The sequence below is a fragment of the Streptomyces anulatus genome (genome assembly GCF_014650675.1).
Taxonomy (GTDB): domain Bacteria; phylum Actinomycetota; class Actinomycetes; order Streptomycetales; family Streptomycetaceae; genus Streptomyces; species Streptomyces anulatus.
Genome location: NZ_BMVK01000001.1, coordinates 292,976 through 312,463, shown reverse-complemented (window position 1 = coordinate 312,463; position 19,488 = coordinate 292,976). Strand labels below are relative to the sequence as shown.

Annotated in this window: 19 protein-coding genes; 14 read left to right on the top strand and 5 right to left on the bottom strand. The window is 73.9% G+C overall.

The features are described 5' to 3' along the window. Positions 1-117: 117 nt before the first annotated feature. On the bottom strand, positions 118-297 hold the full coding sequence (locus IE272_RS01395; RefSeq protein WP_007456121.1) for a hypothetical protein: 180 nt from the start codon (positions 295-297) through the stop codon (positions 118-120). Positions 298-618: 321 nt separating this feature from the next. Between IE272_RS01395 and IE272_RS01390 the strand changes: the two genes are divergently transcribed. The 4 genes from IE272_RS01390 (at position 619) to IE272_RS01375 (ending at position 4,722) form a co-directional block, all read left to right on the top strand. Then, a complete protein-coding gene (locus tag IE272_RS01390; protein ID WP_179889896.1) occupies positions 619-1,884 on the top strand; it encodes an NYN domain-containing protein in 1,266 nt (421 codons plus the stop codon). A gap of 116 nt (positions 1,885-2,000) precedes the next feature. Continuing rightward, complete coding sequence (locus IE272_RS01385) at positions 2,001-2,984, top strand: ABC transporter ATP-binding protein (protein ID WP_073741955.1); 984 nt, start codon at positions 2,001-2,003, stop codon at positions 2,982-2,984. Positions 2,985-3,081: 97 nt separating this feature from the next. Beyond that, positions 3,082-3,924, top strand: coding sequence for an ABC transporter permease (locus tag IE272_RS01380; RefSeq protein ID WP_050358072.1), 843 nt, complete (start codon positions 3,082-3,084; stop codon positions 3,922-3,924). Positions 3,925-3,993: 69 nt separating this feature from the next. After that, a complete protein-coding gene (locus IE272_RS01375) occupies positions 3,994-4,722 on the top strand; it encodes a hypothetical protein (protein WP_050358073.1) in 729 nt (242 codons plus the stop codon). A gap of 119 nt (positions 4,723-4,841) precedes the next feature. Here the strand turns inward: IE272_RS01375 and ybaK are convergent, their stop codons facing one another. The 4 genes from ybaK to IE272_RS01355 form a co-directional block, all read right to left on the bottom strand. Then, entirely contained in the window at positions 4,842-5,345 is a 504-nt protein-coding gene (ybaK, locus tag IE272_RS01370; protein WP_050358074.1) for a Cys-tRNA(Pro) deacylase, read from the bottom strand. Between the two features lie 16 nt (positions 5,346-5,361). After that, positions 5,362-6,126 (bottom strand): LON peptidase substrate-binding domain-containing protein, encoded by a 765-nt coding sequence (locus IE272_RS01365; protein WP_050358075.1) that lies wholly within the window; start codon positions 6,124-6,126, stop codon positions 5,362-5,364. A 5-nt stretch (positions 6,127-6,131) separates the two neighbouring features. After that, positions 6,132-7,172 carry a hypothetical protein gene (locus IE272_RS01360; protein WP_050358076.1) on the bottom strand — a complete coding sequence of 347 codons (1,041 nt, stop codon included), beginning with the start codon at positions 7,170-7,172 and terminating at the stop codon, positions 6,132-6,134. Between the two features lie 219 nt (positions 7,173-7,391). Beyond that, complete coding sequence (locus IE272_RS01355) at positions 7,392-8,993, bottom strand: hypothetical protein (RefSeq protein ID WP_050358290.1); 1,602 nt, start codon at positions 8,991-8,993, stop codon at positions 7,392-7,394. 185 nt (positions 8,994-9,178) lie between these two features. On the opposite strand from IE272_RS01355, the gene hisD reads away from it, so the two are divergent. The 10 genes from hisD (at position 9,179) to IE272_RS01305 (ending at position 19,364) form a co-directional block, all read left to right on the top strand. Then, positions 9,179-10,528 (top strand): histidinol dehydrogenase, encoded by a 1,350-nt coding sequence (hisD, locus tag IE272_RS01350; RefSeq protein ID WP_057662107.1) that lies wholly within the window; start codon positions 9,179-9,181, stop codon positions 10,526-10,528. Then, complete coding sequence (locus IE272_RS01345) at positions 10,525-11,652, top strand: histidinol-phosphate transaminase (protein ID WP_050358078.1); 1,128 nt, start codon at positions 10,525-10,527, stop codon at positions 11,650-11,652. The genes hisD and IE272_RS01345 overlap by 4 nt, the downstream gene beginning before the upstream one ends. After that, positions 11,649-12,245, top strand: a complete 597-nt coding sequence (gene hisB, locus IE272_RS01340) for an imidazoleglycerol-phosphate dehydratase HisB (RefSeq protein WP_015607963.1) — start codon at positions 11,649-11,651, stop codon at positions 12,243-12,245. The genes IE272_RS01345 and hisB overlap by 4 nt, the downstream gene beginning before the upstream one ends. Next, on the top strand, positions 12,242-12,409 hold the full coding sequence (locus IE272_RS01335) for a CG2302 family histidine operon protein (protein WP_003969742.1): 168 nt from the start codon (positions 12,242-12,244) through the stop codon (positions 12,407-12,409). The genes hisB and IE272_RS01335 overlap by 4 nt, the downstream gene beginning before the upstream one ends. Positions 12,410-12,419: 10 nt before the next feature. After that, positions 12,420-13,061 (top strand): imidazole glycerol phosphate synthase subunit HisH, encoded by a 642-nt coding sequence (gene hisH / locus IE272_RS01330; RefSeq protein ID WP_050358079.1) that lies wholly within the window; start codon positions 12,420-12,422, stop codon positions 13,059-13,061. Continuing rightward, the gene (priA, locus tag IE272_RS01325; protein ID WP_047176146.1) at positions 13,061-13,786 is read left to right on the top strand and encodes a bifunctional 1-(5-phosphoribosyl)-5-((5-phosphoribosylamino)methylideneamino)imidazole-4-carboxamide isomerase/phosphoribosylanthranilate isomerase PriA; all 726 of its coding nucleotides are present in this window, start codon (positions 13,061-13,063) and stop codon (positions 13,784-13,786) included. Before hisH ends, priA begins: the two co-directional genes overlap by 1 nt. Continuing rightward, complete coding sequence (locus IE272_RS01320; RefSeq protein ID WP_050358080.1) at positions 13,783-14,205, top strand: RidA family protein; 423 nt, start codon at positions 13,783-13,785, stop codon at positions 14,203-14,205. Before priA ends, IE272_RS01320 begins: the two co-directional genes overlap by 4 nt. Next, complete coding sequence (gene hisF / locus IE272_RS01315; RefSeq protein WP_007449112.1) at positions 14,202-14,957, top strand: imidazole glycerol phosphate synthase subunit HisF; 756 nt, start codon at positions 14,202-14,204, stop codon at positions 14,955-14,957. Before IE272_RS01320 ends, hisF begins: the two co-directional genes overlap by 4 nt. A gap of 199 nt (positions 14,958-15,156) precedes the next feature. After that, positions 15,157-16,104 carry a bis(hydroxyethyl) terephthalate hydrolase gene (gene bdeA / locus IE272_RS01310; protein WP_373304138.1) on the top strand — a complete coding sequence of 316 codons (948 nt, stop codon included), beginning with the start codon at positions 15,157-15,159 and terminating at the stop codon, positions 16,102-16,104. Between the two features lie 164 nt (positions 16,105-16,268). Further along, complete coding sequence (locus IE272_RS01305; RefSeq protein WP_190006082.1) at positions 16,269-19,364, top strand: helix-turn-helix transcriptional regulator; 3,096 nt, start codon at positions 16,269-16,271, stop codon at positions 19,362-19,364. Positions 19,365-19,488: the final 124 nt, after the last annotated feature.

Below are 19,488 nucleotides of genomic sequence, written 5' to 3'. Positions count from 1 at the left end.
GCGGCGGCCGACCGAACCGCGGCGCCGACGACGAGAACGGCAGGAGGGGCGTCCCGCAGATGCGGGACGCCCCTCTCGCTTCTTCAACGCCTGTCACTACCGCAAGCGGCCGACGGGTCAGTTGTGGCCGAAGCGTCGCTGATGCTTGCGCGCCACGTCTGACGGGCTGCCCTGGGCCTGCGCCTGCGGCTGGTTCTGCGACTCGTACGCCGTCGACTTGGCCTCCTCCGCGCTACGCTCCGACGCGGACGCGCGGTCGTGCTGGCTGCCCTGCTTGCGGTTCTTGTTCTTGGCCATGGTGAATGCCTCCTGTGGGGAATCCTGGGGGCCAGGATCGCTGTCAGATTCACATAGCGCCGCAAACACCGCATGTTGGATCATTACCCTGCGTAGTGGTTTCCGCAGTGAGGTCCCGTTCCGCCGCCTTCGCCCGGCCCTTCGCGCCTTCTCCCTCCGCTTCTCCCTTCCCTCACCTCTTCCTTTCCGGATCCGCCACGCCGATGATCCAGTTCCGGCCGTTAACCCCTGCGCGGTCGGGCAGACTCGAAGGAAACCCTGGGTAAGCGGACCCGGTCATCGAGGAGCGGGCCGCTGAACCGTTCCCGAATTCGGAAGAGGGTGGAACGCGTGGACCGTTGCGTCGTCCTGGTGGACGCCGGCTACTTGCTGGGCGCAGCCGCGAGTCTGCTGGCCGGAGAGCCCGCCCGTTCCCGCATCACCGTCGACCACGCCGCCCTCATCCAGGGGCTGCGCGAGCGCGCCGAGGCCGACACCCAACAGCCCCTGCTGCGCATCTACTGGTTCGACGGCGCCCCCGACCGGGTGCCCCAGCCCGAGCACCGCCGGCTCCGCGTGATGCCCCGCGTGACCGTCCGGCTCGGCGCCCTGACCCGCAGCGACGGACGCTGGGCGCAGAAGGGCGTCGACGCCGCCATGCACGCCGAACTCACCGAACTGGCCAGGAACCGGGCCTGCTCGGACGTGGTCCTGGTGACCGGAGACGGCGATCTGCTGCCCGGCCTGATGTCCGCCAAGGAACACGGGGTCGCCGTCCACCTCTGGGCCGTGCAGGCCGCGGACGGCGACTACAACCAGTCCGAGGACCTCGTCGCCGAGGCCGACGAACGGCGCGTCCTCGACCGGGCCTGGATCACCAAGGCCGTACGCGCCAAGGACCTCGGCGGCACCTGCGCCCCGCCGCCCGTCCCGCGCCCCGAGATCGCCGCGATCCTCTCCGCACCGCTGCCGGAGGCGGCCCTCGCCGCCTCCGCCGAACGCGCCTCCGAGGCCCAGGCCGCCGCAGCCCGGAGCGGCGCCGCCGCCCCCGCCGACAACGCCTCCGCCACCCCGTCCGACACCCACTCCGCCCCCGGCCACAAGGGCGTTCCCACCCCCAAGGACCTGGCCGCGCTGCGCGCCCACGCCACCCACCCGGACCGCCAGCACCCGCCCCAGCCCGCCAACGCCACGCTGCGCTGGTCCTCCGACAAGGGCTGGGTGGAGCGCGGCGGCCCCCTCGGCGAGCCGGCGGAGACCGCGTCCCTGCCGACCCTCGCCCAGGTCACCAGCGCCGAACAGCGCTGGGCGGACCGGGAGGAGGACATCACCACCGTCGGCGGAGACCCCTTCGAAGTGGGCCAGGTCTTCGCCCGCCGCTGGATGGAGCGCCTGCCGGAAACCGTCCACCTGCAGAAACTCTCCACCATGTACCCGCGCATCCCGCACCGGATCGACGGCGAGCTGCTGCGGTACGCGGCCCGCTTCGGGCTCCTCGCCCACAAGGACGACCAGATCGACGAGCACGACCGCTACGCGATCCGGGCCGGCTTCTGGCGGGAGATCGACGTGCGGGCCGCCGCCGAGCACGTACCGGCGGGGGAGTAGCCGGGCCATCGCCCGGCGGCGCGGGGTGGCCCCGGACGCGAACCGGGGCATGTGACCCCGTACCCTCGTACCTCGTGAGTACGGGCACAGCACAGGAGCAGAGGGACACCGGCACCGTGTGCGCGGTGCGCGATCTGGTCAAGACCTATCCCGCCGTCCGGGGCCGCCGGGGCGCCCCCGCGACACCCGAGATCCGCGCCACGGACAGCATCAGTCTGGACGTCGAACGCGGCGAGATCTTCGGACTGCTCGGCCCCAACGGCGCCGGCAAATCCACGCTGGTCCGCCAGCTCACCGGGCTGATGCGGCCCGACTCCGGCAGCGTCGAGGTGCTGGGCCACGACCTCGTACGCCACCCCGAGCGGGCCTCCCGGCTGATCGGCTACCTCGGGCAGGAATCCACCGCCCTCGACGAACTGACCGTCTCGCTCGCCGCCGAGACCACCGGACGGCTGCGCGGTCTCGCCGTACGCGACGCCCGCGCCGAGCGCGACGCGGTCCTGGAGGAGCTGGGCCTCACCGCCATCGCCGGGCGGCCCCTGAAGAAGCTCTCCGGCGGTCAGCGCCGGCTCGCCTGCTTCGCCGCCACCCTGGTCGGCGACCGGCCCGTCCTCGTCCTCGACGAACCGACCACCGGAATGGACCCGGTCGCCCGCCGCGCCGTCTGGGCCGCCGTCGACCGCCGCCGGGCGGAGCGCGGGGCCACGGTCCTGCTGGTCACCCACAACGTGATCGAGGCCGAGACCGTCCTCGACCGGGTCGCCGTCCTCGAACGCGGCCGGGTCATCGCCTGCGACACCCCCGCCGGGCTCAAGGAAAAGGTCGCCGGGGAGGTGCGCGTCGAGCTCGTGTGGCGCGAGCGGGCGCCGCTGGACGTCCCCGAGGTGGCGGCGCTGCGGCCGTCCGCCCAGGAGTCCGGGCGGCGCTGGGTGCTGCGTCTGGGGCCGGACGAGGCGCGGGCCGCGGTCGCCGCGGTGACCGGCGGCGCGGCCTTCGCCGCGCTCGACGATTTCACCCTGGCCACGCCCAGCCTGGAGGATGTCTATCTCGCGCTCGGGGGAGACGCGGCCAATGCGACCAAGGGGCTGGTGAAGGCGTGACAGACGTGAGAGGCGTGGGGAGCGTGAACGCGGTGAACGCGGCGGACGTACGCGGCAGGTTGGACGTGTTGGACGTGTCTCAGGGGAGCGGCCGCAGGTGACGAGCATCATTCCGGCCAGGACCGCACCGCCGCGCGTCCGGCCCGCGTCCGGCTCCTCAGGTACGGGCCCCGCCCGTACCGTCGCCGCGCCCCTCGCACCGCGCGCCCGGCTGCTGCCCTCGCTGGCCGCCGTCTACCGCGCCCAGCTCTCCCGGGCGCGGGTCGCCCGGATCCCGCTGCTCTTCGTGGCGACCTTCCAGTCCGTCGGGATCATGGTCCTGATGCGGGGGGTCGTGGACGGCGGCTCGGAGGCCCGCGCGGTGGTCGCGGGATCCAGCGTCCTGGTCGTCGCGTTCGTCGCGCTCAACCTGCTCGCCCAGTACTTCGGGCAGCTGCGGGCGGGCGGCGGGCTCGACCACTACGCCACCCTGCCCGTGCCGCCCGCCGCGGTGGTGCTCGGCGCGGCCGCCGCCTACGCCTCGTTCACCGTGCCCGGCACGGTCTTCACCGCGATCACCGGAAGCGTGCTGTTCCAGCTGCCGATGACCCATCTGTGGGTCCTGGTGGCCGTCGTGCCGCTCTCCGGCGCGGCCCTGGCCGGTCTCGGCGCGGCCCTCGGGCTGCTCGCCCCGCGCCCGGAGCTGGCGACCCTGCTGGGCCAGCTGGGGATGTCCGCCGCCCTGCTGCTCGGGGTGCTGCCGGCCGACCGGCTGCCGGAGCCGGTGGGGTGGGCGCGCGACCTGCTGCCCTCGACGTACGGGGTCGAGGCGCTGGCCCGGTCCTTCGACGCCCGCCCGGACTGGGGGCTCATCGCCTTCTTCCTCGCGATCTGCGCGGCGGTGGGCGTTCTCTCGCTAGCCGTGGCGACGTGGGCGTACCGGCGGGCCGCCGTACGGTAACGGCCCAGGCCGACGGGCGTACGGGCACGGGTGCGGCCGGGTGCGGCATCCGGTGAGGCGCCTCACAGGGTGGCCTGGCACGATGGCACGGTGACCGCACCTCTGACGCCGCCCCACCAGCCCGGCCCCCACGACCCGTGGCAGGCCCCGCCCTCGGGCTCCCATCCCGCGCCCCAGGGCGATCCGGACGACCCGGACACGGCCACGGAGCTCCGTCAGGCCGCCGTCGTCCTGGTCCTGGTAGCGCTCGCGGGCATCGCGCTCGGGCTGTTGTGGCTGTGGCTCGCGCCGCGCGTTCCGCTGATCTCCGACGACACGGCGGTCTTCCTGGAGAACAGTGAGGGCGAGGAGGCGATCGGGGCGGACGGAACGTTCGTCCTGCTGGCCATCGGCTTCGGCGCGCTCTCGGCCGCCGCCGTCTTCTGGCGGCTGCGCCGCGGGGGCGTGTTCGTGGTCGTGGGTCTTGCGCTGGGCGGATTGCTCGCCTCGCTGCTGGCGTGGCGGATCGGCATCTGGCTGGGGCCGTCCTCCGACGTGGTGGGGCGGGCCCGGGAGGCCGGCCAGGGCGTGACGTTCGACGCTCCGCTGGAACTGCACGCGGTGTGGGCGGCGGTGCTGGCGTGGCCGTTCGCGGCGATGGGGATCCATCTGCTGCTCACCGCGGCGTTCGGGCCGCGGGATGTGGAGCCGGACTGGTCGGGGTACGCGGAGTATTACGGGGGGCCGGTGCAGGGGCCCCTGGCGGGGCCGTCGGCCGGGCCGTCTGCTGGGCCGGGTGCGGGCGGTGGGGCGGCCTAGGGTCGCCTGCGGCGGGCTTGTTCCCCTACCCGCCCCTTCCCGAAACCGGGGCTCTGCCCCGGACCCCGCTCCTCAATCGCCGGAGGGGCTGGAAACCAGCCCCAACCCCGAAAGGGTGCTCAGGCGTTCCGTGCGATCTCCGCGAACGTCGCCCCCGTCAGCTCCGCCAGGTCCGTCGCCGCCAGTTCGACCTCCAGGCCGCGGCGGCCCGCCGACACGCAGATCGTGGCGTGGGCGCGCGCCGACGCGTCCAGGACCGTGCGCAGGCGTTTGCGCTGGCCCAGGGGGGAGATGCCGCCGCGTACGTAGCCCGTGGTGCGTTCCGCGGCGGCCGGGTCCGCCATCGCGGCGCGTTTGCCGCCCACCGCGGAGGCCAGGGCCTTGAGGTCCAGGGAGCCGGCCACCGGGACCACCGCGACCGTCAGGGCGCCGTCCACGTCCGCCACCAGGGTCTTGAAGACCCGGTCGGGGGAGACGCCCAGGGCCTCGGCGGCTTCCTCCCCGTAGGACGGGGAGGAAGGGTCGTGGTCGTAGGCGTGGACCGTGAAGGCGGTGCCTGCCGCGGTCAGGGCGACCGTGGCCGGGGTGCCGCCCGGCTGCTGCTTCTTGGGTTTCTTCGCCACCGGGGGCCGGTCCTCGTCAGTTGGGGTGGGTGGGGGCCCGTGTCAGGTCGGTCGCGGGCAGCGAGGGCAGGTGCCGGATGACCGCGGTCTCCTTGCGGAGCAGCGTCAGCTCCTCGCGCAGCCGGGTCGCCGTGTCCGGGGCCTGGAGCAGGCGCTGCTTGGTGGGGACGTCCAGGACCGTGGCCGCCGCGACCAGGTAGGAGATCACGGACGGGTCGTCGGGGAGGTCGGCGCCGGTCGCCAGCGACCGTTCGCTCGCCCCGGCCAGCCGCTTCTGGTAGGCGCGGAAGGCCCGCAGGACGCCCTCGGCGAGCGCTCCCGCCTCGTCGCCCTCGTCCTCGCCGGGCGGTTCCTCGTCCAGCTCCTCGACCTCGGCGGTCAGATACGGGCCGCTCGCCTCGACGGACAGCAGCCTGACCCGGGTGGTGCCGGTGGCCAGGACCTCGAAGCTGCCGTCGGCGCGCTCGCGGATCGTCGCCGCGTCGGCGACGCAGCCGACCCGGTGGAAGGTCTGGATCGGATCGGGGCCGAAGCCCTCCGCCGGGGCACGCTCGGGGGGAGGGGCGGCCGCGACGGTGTCCGGCATGCCGGTGGCCGTCGGGGCGATCTCGCGGCCGTCGCGGATCGCGACCACGACGAAGCGGCGAGGTTCGTCCTCGTCGCTCTTCAGCAGCTCCCGCATCATGGCGCGATATCGCTCTTCGAAGACGTTGAGCGGCAGCACCAGGCCGGGGAACAGCACCGCGTTGAGCGGGAAAAGGGGAAGGCGGGCGGTGGTCACAACGCTCAAGCGTAATGGCCCCGGGGGCGGCCGTGGTCGGCCCGGTTGCGCAACGGGGTCAGGGAGGCCGCCTGGAGCCGTGCGCCGTCCCGCGCGTCCAGGAACCGGCCGAGCGCGTCCTCGGACACCGACGACCACGGGAACGACGTCGCGTGCAGGCCGATCAGGTTGAACTGGTGCAGCGCCTCCGCCCAGCGGCCCCGGGCGAGCAGGACGTACGCGAGGAGGTTGCGGACCTCGGCCGGCCACGGATCGCCGGGCCGGTAGGCGGCGGAGAGCCTGATCGCCAGGTCGGCCGCCGTGTCGATCCGCTCCTCCAGTACGGAGGTGGTCCGGCCCGCCGCCTGGGTGTCCAGGAGCAGCGCGAAGGCAGCCCGGACCGGCAGTGCCTGCACCAGGGAGTCGGGCAGCGCGTCCTCGGCGGCCTGCTCCGCGAAGTCGAAGCATTCGCGGTGCGAGCCGTACCAGGCGGCGGAGAGGTAGCGCAGCGCCGCCACATGGCAGCCGTAGTGGTGCGCGGAGCGCCGTACGGCCTGTTCCCACAGCGACTCGAAGGCGGTGTGCGTGGCGTGGGTGCCGCGTGCGTGGTCCAGGGCGAGCCGCCACGGCACGGGGTCGCGTGGGTCCGCCTCCGCGGCGGCGGTGATCAGCGGGCCGACCTCGCGGAGCCGTTCCGCGCGGGCGGGCGACTCCCAGGCCCGGCGGACCGACAGCTCCGCCTTGACCAGCAGTGCGTCCGGATCGCGCGGGGCGGCGGCGAGCCAGTCGACGAGCCAGCCGTCCCGGCTGCGGGCGAAGGCGACGAGCCGGCCGAGGTAGCGGTCCCGGTTCTCCCAGTCGGCGGCGTCCCGGGTGGTGGCGAGCAGTTTGGCCGCCGGTTCGTAGTCCCCCAGGGCAGCGGCCACCAGCGCGGGAGAGAGCCGCTCGTCGGGGGCGTCGAGCAGCACCGCGTCATCCGCGGGCAGTCCGGCGGACAGCGGAGGGCTGTGCCGGATCATGCGCGCGGTACTGAGCAGAGCGCGAAGGAATGCCATGGTGCAGACCATTGAAAAGCGCTGGTGAGGGCCGCGCCAGAGGTGTGCTGTGAAGCTTCTGTGCCGAGTGAATGGGTTGTATCGGACCGGGTCAAGAAAGGGCAAAGGAAATGTCCTTCGCTGGCTTGATCGCACCCTCCCGTGACGCTCGTCCGTCCCTCCGGTCACGCGGTGCGGGCGGCCGGATTCCCGGCCCCGGCCGCCCTCGGCCGCATGAACACCTCTCGGAGGTCAGCCCCTGCGCAGCATCCGGGACGCCCCCGCCGCCACGGTGGTGGCCAGAACCCACCCCACCAGCACCAGCCCGGCCGCGGTCCACTGCCAGGCGTCCTCCATCCGCCAGTAGCCGTCCTGCCCGAGGTTGATCACCGGGATCAGCAGATCCAGCGCGTACAGCGCGGGATTCCACTGCGGATGCTCCTCGCCCTTGATGGAGGGCGGCACGTGCTGCGCGAACGCCGCCGTGCCCGCCGCCCACAGCACCGCCATCCACACCGCGGCCCGCCCCGGCCGGTAGCCGTACGCCACCGTCCAGTCCTGGAGATAGCCCCACGCCTTCGCGGCGGGCGGCAGCGTCTCGCGGCGGCGGCGCTGCTTGGCCAGCAGCACCTCGCGCGCGTCCGCGTCCTCGCCGCAACTGCGCATCACCGTGGCCAGCCGCTCGTACGGCTCGGGGACGTACTCCGGGGTCGCGGCGAGCACCCACTCCAGCCGACGGGAGAGCGGGAAGTGGCCGTAGGGGACGAGGTTCTCGTAGACGAAGCCGCCCATCGCCAGACCGCCCGGGCCCGGCCAGCTCGTCGACAGGTCGATCAGGGTCACCACCTTCGCGCCGTTCAGGACGACCCGTCCCTCCTCCGGGCGCTCCGCGTTGAACCGCAGTTCCGGCGTCACGATCCGGCGCAGCGACAACTCCTCCTGGCGGGTCATGGTGAACCGGGCCTTGTGCAGGTCCACCGCGTCCCCGAACCGCCCGTCGTCCAGGCGCACCCCGCCCCGGCACTCGAAGATCTGCGAGCGGGTGCCGCGCGCCGGCGTCGGGGCGTAGACCACGCCGTACGGGGGAGTGGTGCCCTGGTTCCCCGTGTCGACGCTCACCCACGCCTCGGTCATGTAGAGCGTGCGCTCCACCGTCAGCTGCGGGGCGTTCAGCGCGCGACGGTCCTCCGCCGCGCGCAGCCGGCTGCCGCGCAGGCTCAGCGAACCGCCCACCTTCGCCCCGCGCAGGCTCAGTTCGCCGACCGTCTCGATCATCTCGGCCTGGAGGTCCTGGGCGACCGCCATGCCGTCCCCGACGATGGCCCGCCCGTGCCGGTCCGGGCCGACGCTGAGCTGGTTGATCAGCAGATCGGTGCCGATCTGGGCGTCGGTCAGCCGGATCCCCCGGTCGATGCGGCAGCGCGGCAGATGCAGATCGCCCTCCGTGTGGAGCCGTGCGGCCTCCAGCCGGGGCAGCGCGCACCCCACCAGCCGCAGGGTCGTGAAGTGGCACTCGGGGAGCACCACCTCCTGCTCGAAACGGCAGCCGGTCAGCTCCACGTACGGAGCCACCCGGCCGCCCGCCAGATCCAGCTTCCCGGTGATCCGCACCCCCCGGAGCTTCAGTGCCGCCACCCGGCCCGGCCGGGCCGGCGGGCCGCTCAGCAGCAGCCGCGCCACCGTGCGCGCGCCGACGCTCCGCTCGGGCCCCCACACCTGCGGGGCGAACGGGTCGTTGTGGGTCGGGTCGTAGCTGCGTAAGTCGTAGGTGGTGCCGTTGCGGAAGGACTGCCACATGCCCAGCTCCGCTGCGCTGAGTCCGTCCGGGATATCGCCTTCGTGCGGCTCGGTCACGGCCGCTCCCTCCGTGCGCACATGCTGTAGTGCTGTTCTTCCCTCTGTGTGACGCCATGAAAGCTAGCGGTCAGCAGTGACAGCCGGACATGGCCGAGACGCGTATCGGCCAGTGGTACGGGCGACCGATATCAGCCAGTGATACGGGCGACCGGCCGCTCCGACCGGTCTGAGAGAATTGCCGTGTGATCTCTCGAATCGATCTGCGCGGTGACGCCCTCCCCGAGGGTGCTGCCCTGCGCGACCTGCTGCCCCGTGCCGAGTTCGACGTGGAAGCCGCCCTGGAGACGGTGCGGCCCATCTGCGAGGACGTGCGCCATCGTGGCTCAGCGGCAGTCATCGAGTGGGGGGAGAAGTTCGACGGTGTCCGGATCGAGTCGGTCCGGGTGCCCGCCGACGCCATCTCCCGCGCCCTCCAGGAGCTGGACCCGGCCGTCCGGGCCGCCCTGGAGGAGTCGATCCGCCGCGCCCGGCTCGTCCACCGCGAGCAGCGACGCACCACGCACACCACCCAGGTCGTCCCCGGCGGCACCGTCACCGAGAAGTGGGTGCCCGTCGAGCGCGTCGGGCTCTACGTCCCCGGCGGCCGCTCGGTCTACCCGTCCTCCGTCGTGATGAACGTCGTCCCGGCCCAGGAGGCGGGCGTCGAGGGCGTCGCCGTCGCCTCCCCGCCGCAGAAGGACTTCGGCGGACTCCCGCACCCCACGATCCTCGCCGCCTGCGCCCTGCTCGGCGTCGACGAGGTGTACGCGGCGGGCGGCTCGCAGGCCGTCGCGATGTTCGCGTACGGCACCGAGGACTGCCCCCCGGTCAACCTGGTCACCGGCCCCGGCAACATCTACGTCGCCGCCGCCAAGCGCCTCCTCAAGGGCCGCATCGGTATCGACGCCGAGGCCGGGCCCACCGAGATCGCGATCCTCGCCGACGCCACCGCCGACCCGGCGCACGTGGCCGCCGACCTGATCAGCCAGGCCGAGCACGACCCCATGGCCGCCGCCGTCCTGGTCACCGACTCCGAGGAGCTGGCCGCCGCCACCGAGGCCGAGCTGGCCCCCCAGGTCGCCGCCACCAAGCACATCAAGGACCGCATCGAGCCCGCCCTCGCCGGCCGCCAGTCCGCGATCGTCCTGGTCTCCTCCATCGCGGACGGCCTCAAGGTCGTCGACGCGTACGGCGCCGAGCACCTGGAGATCCAGACCGCCGACGCGGCCGCCGTCGCCGACCGGGTCCGCAACGCCGGAGCGATCTTCGTCGGCCCCTGGTCGCCCGTCTCGCTCGGCGACTACTGCGCCGGCTCCAACCACGTCCTGCCCACCGGCGGCTGCGCCTGCCACTCCTCGGGCCTGTCCGTGCAGTCCTTCCTGCGCGGCATCCACATCGTCGACTACAGCCGCGACGCGCTCGCCGAGGTCACCCACCACGTCGTGACCCTCGCCGAGGCGGAGGACCTCCCCGCCCACGGCGCCGCACTGAAGGCACGTTTTGCCGAAGGCGAACTCGACGAACACAGTGGCTGGAAGGTTCCGCAGCAGTGACGAACGACCCCGCGCCCGGCAATCCCTGGGACGAGCTCCCCATCCGCGACGAACTGCGCGGCCAGTCCCCGTACGGAGCCCCCCAGCTCGACGTTCCCGTACGCCTCAACACCAACGAGAACCCCTACCCGCTCCCCGAAGCCCTGGTCGACCGGATCGCCGAGCGGGTCCGCGAGGCCGCCCGCGGCCTCAACCGCTACCCCGACCGGGACGCCGTCGAGCTCCGCACCGAGCTGGCCCGCTACCTCACCCGCACCGCCGGGCACGAGGTCGGCACGGCCAACGTGTGGGCCGCCAACGGCTCCAACGAGGTCCTCCAGCAGCTGCTCCAGACCTTCGGCGGGCCCGGCCGCACCGCGATCGGCTTCGAACCCTCGTACTCCATGCACGCCCTGATCTCCCGGGGCACCGGCACCGGCTGGATCTCCGGGCCGCGCAACGACGACTTCACCATCGACGTGGACGCCGCCCGCGCCGCCATCGCCGAGCACCGGCCCGAGGTCGTCTTCATCACCTCGCCCAACAACCCCACCGGCACCGCCGTCGACGCGGAGACCGTCCTCGCCCTGTACGAGGCCGCACAGGCCGCCCGGCCCTCGATGGTCGTCGTCGACGAGGCCTACGGCGAGTTCAGCCACCACCCCTCGCTGCTCCCGCTGATCGAGGGCCGCCGCAACCTGGTCCTCTCACGGACCATGTCCAAGGCGTTCGGCGCGGCGGGACTGCGCCTCGGCTACCTCGCCGCCGACCCGGCCGTGGTCGACGCGGTCCAGCTGGTGCGGCTGCCGTACCACCTGTCCTCCGTCACCCAGGCCACCGCGCTCGCCGCCCTGGAGCACACCGATACCCTGCTGGGATACGTCGCGCAGCTCAAGAGCGAGCGCGACCGGCTGGTGGCCGAGCTGCGCGCCACCGGCTACGAGGTCACCGACTCGGACGCCAACTTCGTCCAGTTCGGCCGCTTCGACGACAGCCACGCCGTCTGGCAGCAGATCCTCGACCGGGGCGTCCTGGTCCGGGACAACGGCGTACCGGGATGGCTGCGGGTCTCCGCGGGAACCCCGGCAGAGAACGACGCGTTCCTCGATGCGGTACGCGAACTGAAGAAGGAGCACGACGCATGAGCCCCCGCGTAGGCCGCGTGGAACGCACCACGAAGGAAACGTCCGTGCTCGTCGAGATCAACCTCGACGGCACCGGCAAGGTCGATGTCGCCACCGGGGTCGGCTTCTACGACCACATGCTCGACCAGCTCGGCCGCCACGGCCTCTTCGACCTCACGGTCAAGACCGAGGGCGACCTGCACATCGACAGCCACCACACCATCGAGGACACCGCGCTCGCGCTCGGCGCCGCCTTCAAGCAGGCCCTCGGCGACAAGGTCGGCATCTACCGCTTCGGCAACTGCACCGTCCCGCTGGACGAGTCGCTCGCCCAGGTCACCGTCGACCTCTCCGGCCGCCCCTACCTCGTGCACACCGAGCCCGAGAAGATGGCGCCGATGATCGGCGAGTACGACACGACGATGACCCGGCACATCCTGGAGTCCTTCGTCGCCCAGGCGCAGATCGCCCTCCACGTCCACGTGCCGTACGGGCGCAACGCCCACCACATCGTCGAGTGCCAGTTCAAGGCGCTCGCCCGCGCCCTGCGGTACGCCAGCGAGCACGACCCCCGCGCCGCCGGCATCCTGCCTTCCACGAAGGGCGCCCTGTGACCGGCCTCAACACCATCCTGATCGTCGTCGGCCTCTTCCTGGCCGGCGGCGTCTACTCCTTCGCCAAGCAGGGGATGCCCAAGGGCGTCATCGTGCTGCTGTCGATCGGCTCCGTGATGTGCCTGGTGGCGGGCATCCTGCGGATCCAGGGACTGTGGGACTGAGAGGCACGCTGTGACTGACACCAAGAAGGTCGTCGTCTTCGACTACGGCTTCGGCAACGTCCGTTCCGCCGAGCGGGCCCTCGCCCATGTCGGCGCGGACGTCGAGATCACCCGGGACTACGACCGCGCGATGAACGCCGACGGGCTCCTCGTCCCCGGCGTCGGCGCGTTCTCCGCCTGCATGGACGGGCTCAAGCGGGCCCGCGGCGACTGGGTCGTCGGCCGCAGGCTCTCCGGCGGCCGCCCCGTCATGGGCATCTGCGTCGGGATGCAGATCCTGTTCGAGCGCGGCATCGAGCACGGCGTGGAGACCGAGGGCCTGGACGAATGGCCCGGCACGGTCGGACCCCTGAAGGCCGACGTCGTCCCGCACATGGGGTGGAACACCGTCGAGGCCCCCGAGGACTCCCAGCTCTTCGCCGGCCTGGACGCCGACGCCCGGTACTACTTCGTGCACTCCTACGCGGCGCACGACTGGTCCCTCGAAGTGACCAACGCCAAGATCCGTGTCCCCAAGGTCACCTGGGCCACGCACGGCGAACGGTTCGTGGCCGCCGTGGAGAACGGCGCGCTGTGGGCCACCCAGTTCCACCCCGAGAAGTCCGGCGATGCCGGCGCCCAGCTGCTGACCAACTGGATCGAGACGCTGTAATGCCGAAGCTTGAACTGCTCCCCGCCGTCGACGTCCGCGACGGCCAGGCCGTCCGCCTCGTGCACGGCGAGTCCGGCTCCGAGACCTCCTACGGCTCCCCGCTGGAGGCCGCCCTCGCCTGGCAGAGCGCCGGCGCCGAGTGGCTGCACCTCGTCGACCTGGACGCCGCCTTCGGCACCGGCGACAACCGCGCCCTGATCGCCGAGGTCGCCGGGGCCATGGACATCAAGGTCGAGCTGTCCGGCGGCATCCGCGACGACGCCTCGCTCGCCGCCGCCCTCGCCACCGGCTGCCGCCGGGTCAACCTCGGCACCGCCGCCCTGGAGACCCCCGAGTGGGTCGCCAAGGTCATCGCCGAGCACGGCGACAAGATCGCCGTCGGCCTCGACGTCCGCGGCACCACCCTGCGCGGCCGGGGCTGGACCCGAGACGGCGGCGACCTCTACGAGACCCTCGCCCGCCTCGACGCCGAGGGCTGCGCCCGCTACGTCGTCACCGACATCGCCAAGGACGGCACCCTGGAAGGCCCCAACCTGGGCCTGCTGCGGGACGTCTGCGCCGCCACCGACCGCCCGGTCGTCGCCTCCGGCGGGGTCTCCTCGCTCGACGACCTCCGCGCGATCTCCCTCCTCGTCCCCGAGGGCGTCGAGGGCGCGATCGTCGGCAAGGCGCTGTACGCGAAGGCGTTCACGCTGGAAGAGGCACTCAAGGCGGTCGCCGCATGACCGATTCTTCTGAGTCGACCGCCGCTTCCTCCGTACGCCGGATCTCCACCGGCGCACCCTGGGAGGAGAAGTTCGGCTACTCGCGCGCGGTCGAGCTCCCCAACGGGCTCGTCCTGGTCGCCGGCTGCACCTCCGTGGTCAACGGCCAGATCTCCGCGGGCTCCCCGTACGAGCAGGCGGTCACCGCCTTCGGCGTCGCCTTCGCCGCGCTGGAGCAGGCGGGCCTCACCCGCGAGGACGTCGTCCGCACCCGGATGTACCTCACGCACGCCCGGGACGTGGAGGACATCGGCCGCGCCCACAAGGAGCTGTTCGACGCCGTGCGCCCCGCCGCCTCCATGATCATCGTGTCCGGCTTCGTGGACCCGAGCCTGGTCGTCGAGGTCGAGGTCGAGGCCTACCGGGGAGGCGCGAAGTGAGCCTCGCCGTACGCGTCATCCCCTGCCTGGACGTCGACAACGGCCGGGTCGTCAAGGGCGTCAACTTCCAGAACCTGCGCGACGCGGGCGACCCCGTCGAGATGGCCAAGCTGTACGACGCCGAGGGCGCCGACGAGCTGACCTTCCTCGACATCACCGCCTCCAGCGGCGACCGCGAGACGACGTACGACGTGGTCCGCCGCACCGCCGAGCAGGTCTTCATCCCGCTCACCGTCGGCGGCGGCGTCCGCACCCCGGACGACGTCGACAAGCTGCTGCGCGCCGGGGCCGACAAGGTCGGCGTCAACACCGCGGCCATCGCCCGCCCCGACCTCGTCCGCGAGATCGCCGAACGCTTCGGACGCCAGGTCCTGGTGCTCTCCGTCGACGCCCGCCGCACCCCGGAGGGCACGTTCGAGGTCACCACGCACGGCGGCCGCAGGGGCACCGGCATCGACGCCGTCGAGTGGGCCCACCGGGCCGCCGAACTGGGCGCGGGCGAGATCCTGCTCAACTCGATGGACGCCGACGGCACGAAGGACGGCTACGACACCGAGATGATCGAGGCGGTGCGGAAGCACGTCACCGTCCCCGTCATCGCCTCCGGCGGCGCCGGCCGGCTCGCCGACTTCGCCCCGGCGATCGAGGCGGGAGCCGACGCGGTGCTCGCCGCGTCCGTGTTCCACTTCGGCGACCTGCGGATCTCCGAGGTCAAGGGCGCCCTGCGGGAAGCGGGACACCCGGTCCGCTGAGCACCTGACACGCACCGGTGGTATCACCGGCCCACCCGAGGCCGGTGATACCGCCGATGCGCGTCCACGGGACGCGGCGTGAGAGTGGCGACCGCCGGCGAACGACGCCGGCAGCCACGCGGCGCCACCCCGAAGGTCCCGGACGACGGCCGACGGTCCCCGCGTGGTGAGGTTCCGCCACCACCGAGAGGATCCCCCCGTGCAGCACCTCCCCTCCGGCACCATCCCCCCGCACCTTCCCCGCCCGGGCCGCTCCCGTACGTTCACGGGCCGCTCCCGTACGCTCACGAGTCTGCTGACCGCCGCCGCGGCCACCGCCGGTCTCCTGATGACCGCTCTGGTCCCGGGCGCCCAGGCCGCCGACAACCCCTACGAGCGCGGCCCCGCCCCCACCAACGCCTCCATCGAGGCGAGCCGCGGCTCGTACGCCACCTCGCAGACCTCCGTCTCCTCGCTCTCCGTGACCGGGTTCGGCGGCGGCACCATCCACTACCCGACGTCCACCGCCGACGGCACCTTCGGCGCGGTCGTCATCTCGCCCGGCTTCACCGCCTACGAGTCCTCCATCGCCTGGCTCGGCCCGCGCCTGGCCTCCCAGGGCTTCGTCGTCTTCACCATCGACACCAACACCACGCTCGACCAGCCCGACAGCCGCGGCCGCCAACTCCTCGCCGCTCTCGATTACCTGACCCAGCGCAGCTCGGTGCGGACCCGGGTCGACGCCTCCCGGCTCGGGGTGATGGGGCACTCGATGGGCGGCGGCGGCAGCCTGGAGGCCGCCAAGAGCCGCACCTCGCTGAAGGCGGCGATCCCGCTGACCGGCTGGAACACCGACAAGACCTGGCCCGAACTGCGCACGCCCACCCTCGTGGTGGGGGCGGACGGTGACACCGTCGCCCCCGTCGCCACGCACTCCGAGCCGTTCTACGAGTCGCTGCCCGGCTCCCTGGACAAGGCGTACCTGGAACTGCGCGGCGCCTCGCACTTCACGCCGAACAGCTCCAACACGACGATCGCTAAGTACAGCATTTCCTGGCTGAAGCGATTCATCGACAACGACACCCGCTACGAGCAGTTCCTCTGCCCGCTCCCGCAGCCGAGCCTGGCCATCGCGGAGTACCGGGGCAACTGCCCGCACACCGCGTAACCCCGCGCCGCTCGACGAGACGCCCCCCTCCTGGCCCTGCCGCACTGTGCTCCGGCACAGTGGGGCAGGGCTCCGGCTGGGAGCACGCACCGCACCGGGCCGTCCCCGCCCGGGACCCGGACGCGGCGCTTCCACCCTCGCCGACGCGAACGTACGGTGCCGATGTGACCCCATCGACGACCGTGCGCAGTCCGCTCCGGCTGTACGGCCGGGACGATGAACTCGCCACTCTGGAAAGCCTGTTGGCGCGCCTGTGGCGCGGCGACGGAGGTGCGCTCGTGCTGGTCGCGCCACCCGGTCTCGGCCGTACGGCGCTGCTGCGCGCCGCCGTCGACGCGCACCGCGACCGGGGCCCCGTGCTGTACGCCACCGCCACCCCCGCGCTGCGTGCCGTGCCCTGCGGCGCCCTGCACGCCCTGCTCGGCTCGGCCCACACCTCCGTCGGCCCTCCGCCCGCCGCCCCGCCCCCCGTCATCGCGCCCGACGCGCTGGCCGGCCGGCTGCGGGAACTCGGCGCCGGGCGGCCCCTGCTGGTCTGCGCCGACGACGCGCACACCTGGGACCCGGCGTCCCGGACCGCCCTCGCCTTCGCGGCCCGAGGACTGGGCGCGGGCAGCCGGATCGCCGTCCTCCTCTCGGCCGCCGACGCCACCGCCTTCGCCGGACTGCCCACGCTCCACCTCGCGCCCCTGGACGAGGGCGCGGCCTCGGCGCTCCTGGACCGGCTGACCTCCGGCACGGCTTCCGGCGCGGATCCTGGTACGGGCCTCGGTGCGACCTTTGGTGCCGTCCTCGGTGCCGCCCCTGGTTCGACCCACGGCACGGCCCTCGGTGCGGCCCTTGGTTCGACCCCCGGTACGGCCCTCGGTGCGGTTCTCGGTCCGACCCCCGGAGCGGCCCTTGGTGCGGCCTCCGGCGCGGCTCTCGGTTCGCCCCCCGGCGCGACCCCCGGCACGGAGGGGGTCGACCCGGTCGTGCGTGCCGAGCTCCTCCGTGAGGCCGCCGGAAACCCCCGCCTGCTCGCCGGGCTCGCCGGCCGCCTCACCCCGGACCAGCTCGCCGGCCGCACCCCGCTGCCCTTCCCCCTGCCCGGCGGCGAAGCGGTGCTCGCCGCCCACGCCGAACGCCTCGACGGCCTCCCGGACCGGACCCGGGCCCTGCTCCTGCTCGCCGCCGCGGCCCAGGAGCACGAGCCGGACGGGGCCGGGGCGGACGCCCTGCTCCTGCTGCGCGCGGGCACCCGAGGCGGACTGCCCCGGGCTTTCCTGGACCGGGCCCTGTTCGGCGGTACCGTCACCGACGGCCTTCTCCAACGGGCGGGCAGCCGGGTCCACTTCGCCCACCGTCTCGTCGCCCGCGCCGTACTCCACCACGCCCCCTGGGCCCAGCGCCGCGCCGCGCACGAACTGCTCGCCACCCTGCTGACGGAGACCGGCGACCGGACCCGGGCCGCGCGGGCGGACGGCGTCCCGGCGGCGGCGGGCGAGGCCTCTCCGGACGCCGCTCCCGCGTCGCCTTCGCCCACCCCGCCTCCCGCACCCCCGCCCGTCCCGCTCGCCGCCCTCGTCCAGTGGGCCTGTGCCGCGTCCGGGCCGGATGCCGTGCTGGCCGCCCGGCTCGACGCCGGCGCCGACGGCCCGTTCCCGCACGCCGAACGCTCCGCCGCCCTGGTCCGGTCCGCGCTGCTCTCCACCGAACCGGCGCTGCGGGCGGCCCGGTTCGCCGCGGCGGCCGAGCAGGCGGGGCTGGCGGGCGACCCGGCCCTGGCCCGGGCCCTGCTGGCCAGGACCGGGCCCCGGGCGCCCGGCGCGGCGGGGGCGCCCGGCGAGGTCGCGCGAGGCCTCGCCCCCTACGTCCACGGCATGCTGGCCCTGCGCTCCGGACCCGCGGCCGACGCCCACGAAGCGCTGCTCGCCGCGGCCGCGCTGCTCGGCCCGCACGATCCCCGCCGGGCCCTCGACGCCCTCCTCGGCGCGGCCGAGGCCGCCTGGGCGGCGGGGGACGCGCTCGGCTACCTCGACGCCATGAACCGCCTCGCCCGCACCCCGCTGGAGGCGGGCCTGGAGCACTACCGGGCGGGCATGTGCGCCGTGCTCGAAGGCCGTGCCGCCGAGGGCCACGCCCTGCTCCGCCACTGCCTCGAACCCGCCGGGGACCCGTGCGCCCCGGCCGCGCTGCTCCGGGCCGGGGTCGCGGCCCTGGTCCTCGGGGACGTCGCCGCCGCCTGCCGCGCGGGGGCCCGCGCGCTCGCCGCCGTACGGACCGGGGGACCCGACGCGCTGCTGCCCCAGGCCCTCGAACACCTCGCCTACGCCGAACTGCGGGCCGGGCGGCACGCCGGTGCGCGGGCCCACGCGCTGGAGGGGCTGCACGCCGCCCGCCGTACGGGGCAGCCCAACAGCTCCGCCCATCTGCACGCCGTGCTCGCCCTCGCCGCTTCCGTGGAGGGACCCGCCGAGGCGTGCGCCGCGCACGGAGACGCCGCGCTGGCCGGGGCGGGGCCGCACGGCCTGGCCCAGGCCGTCACCCTCGCCACCTGGGCACGGGCCCGCGCGGACCTGGCCTCCGGGCGGCCCGGCGAGGCGGCCGCCCGGCTGGCCCCCCTCGTCGGGACCGGACCCGCGCGGGGGCATTTCGCCGCCCGGATGCTCGCCGTGCCCTGCTGGGTCGAGGCCGCCGTCCTGGGCGGCCGGCTGCCCGAGGAGTCCCGCGAACTCCAGGCCGCCGTCGACGAGTTCGCCTCCTGGGCCGCCCGGACCGCAGATCCGGGCGCGCCCGCCCAACTGGCCCGCTGCCGGGCCCTGCTGGCCCCCGCCGACGAGGCCGACGCCCGTTACGCCGAGGCCCTGGCCCACCACGGCCGGGCGGGCGGCGACTTCGAACGGGCCCGCACCCAGCTGCTGTACGGGCAGTGGCTGCGCCGCCGCCGGCGCACCCGTGAGGCCCGCGGCCCGCTGCGCGACGCCCTGGTCGCCTTCCAGCGCTGCTCGGCCCGCGCCTGGGCGGACCGGGCGGCCGGGGAGCTGCGGGCGGCGGGGGAGCCGGCCGGGGCCTCGCGGAGCGCGGCGGACGGACCGCTGGCGGCGCTCACCCCCCAGCAGCTGCGCATCGCCCGCTGCGTCGCCGAGGGGGCCACCAACCGGGAAGTGGCACTGCGGCTGTCGCTCAGCCCCCGCACGGTCGACCACCACCTCCGCAACGTCTTCGCCGCCCTCGGCATCCGCTCCCGCACCGAACTGACCCGGCTGCTCGCCGGATGAGGGCCCTCCGGGAGTACCGGAGGTTGCGAGACCGTGATGACGAGTTCCGCGCAGACCCCTAGGTACCGACTGGGCGGTATGTCATTCTGCGGGCGTCAGGATCGTGTCGTCGCGCTCGTGCCCC

Excerpts from the sequence above, each read along its gene's own strand:
- IE272_RS01395 (WP_007456121.1), bottom strand. The coding sequence starts at position 297 with ATGGCCAAGAACAAGAACCGCAAGCAGGGCAGCCAGCACGACCGCGCG.
- IE272_RS01360 (WP_050358076.1), bottom strand. The coding sequence starts at position 7,172 with ATGGTCTGCACCATGGCATTCCTTCGCGCTCTGCTCAGTACCGCGCGC.
- hisB (WP_015607963.1), top strand. The coding sequence starts at position 11,649 with ATGAGCCCCCGCGTAGGCCGCGTGGAACGCACCACGAAGGAAACGTCC.
- priA (WP_047176146.1), top strand. The coding sequence starts at position 13,061 with ATGCCGAAGCTTGAACTGCTCCCCGCCGTCGACGTCCGCGACGGCCAG.
- IE272_RS01320 (WP_050358080.1), top strand. The coding sequence starts at position 13,783 with ATGACCGATTCTTCTGAGTCGACCGCCGCTTCCTCCGTACGCCGGATC.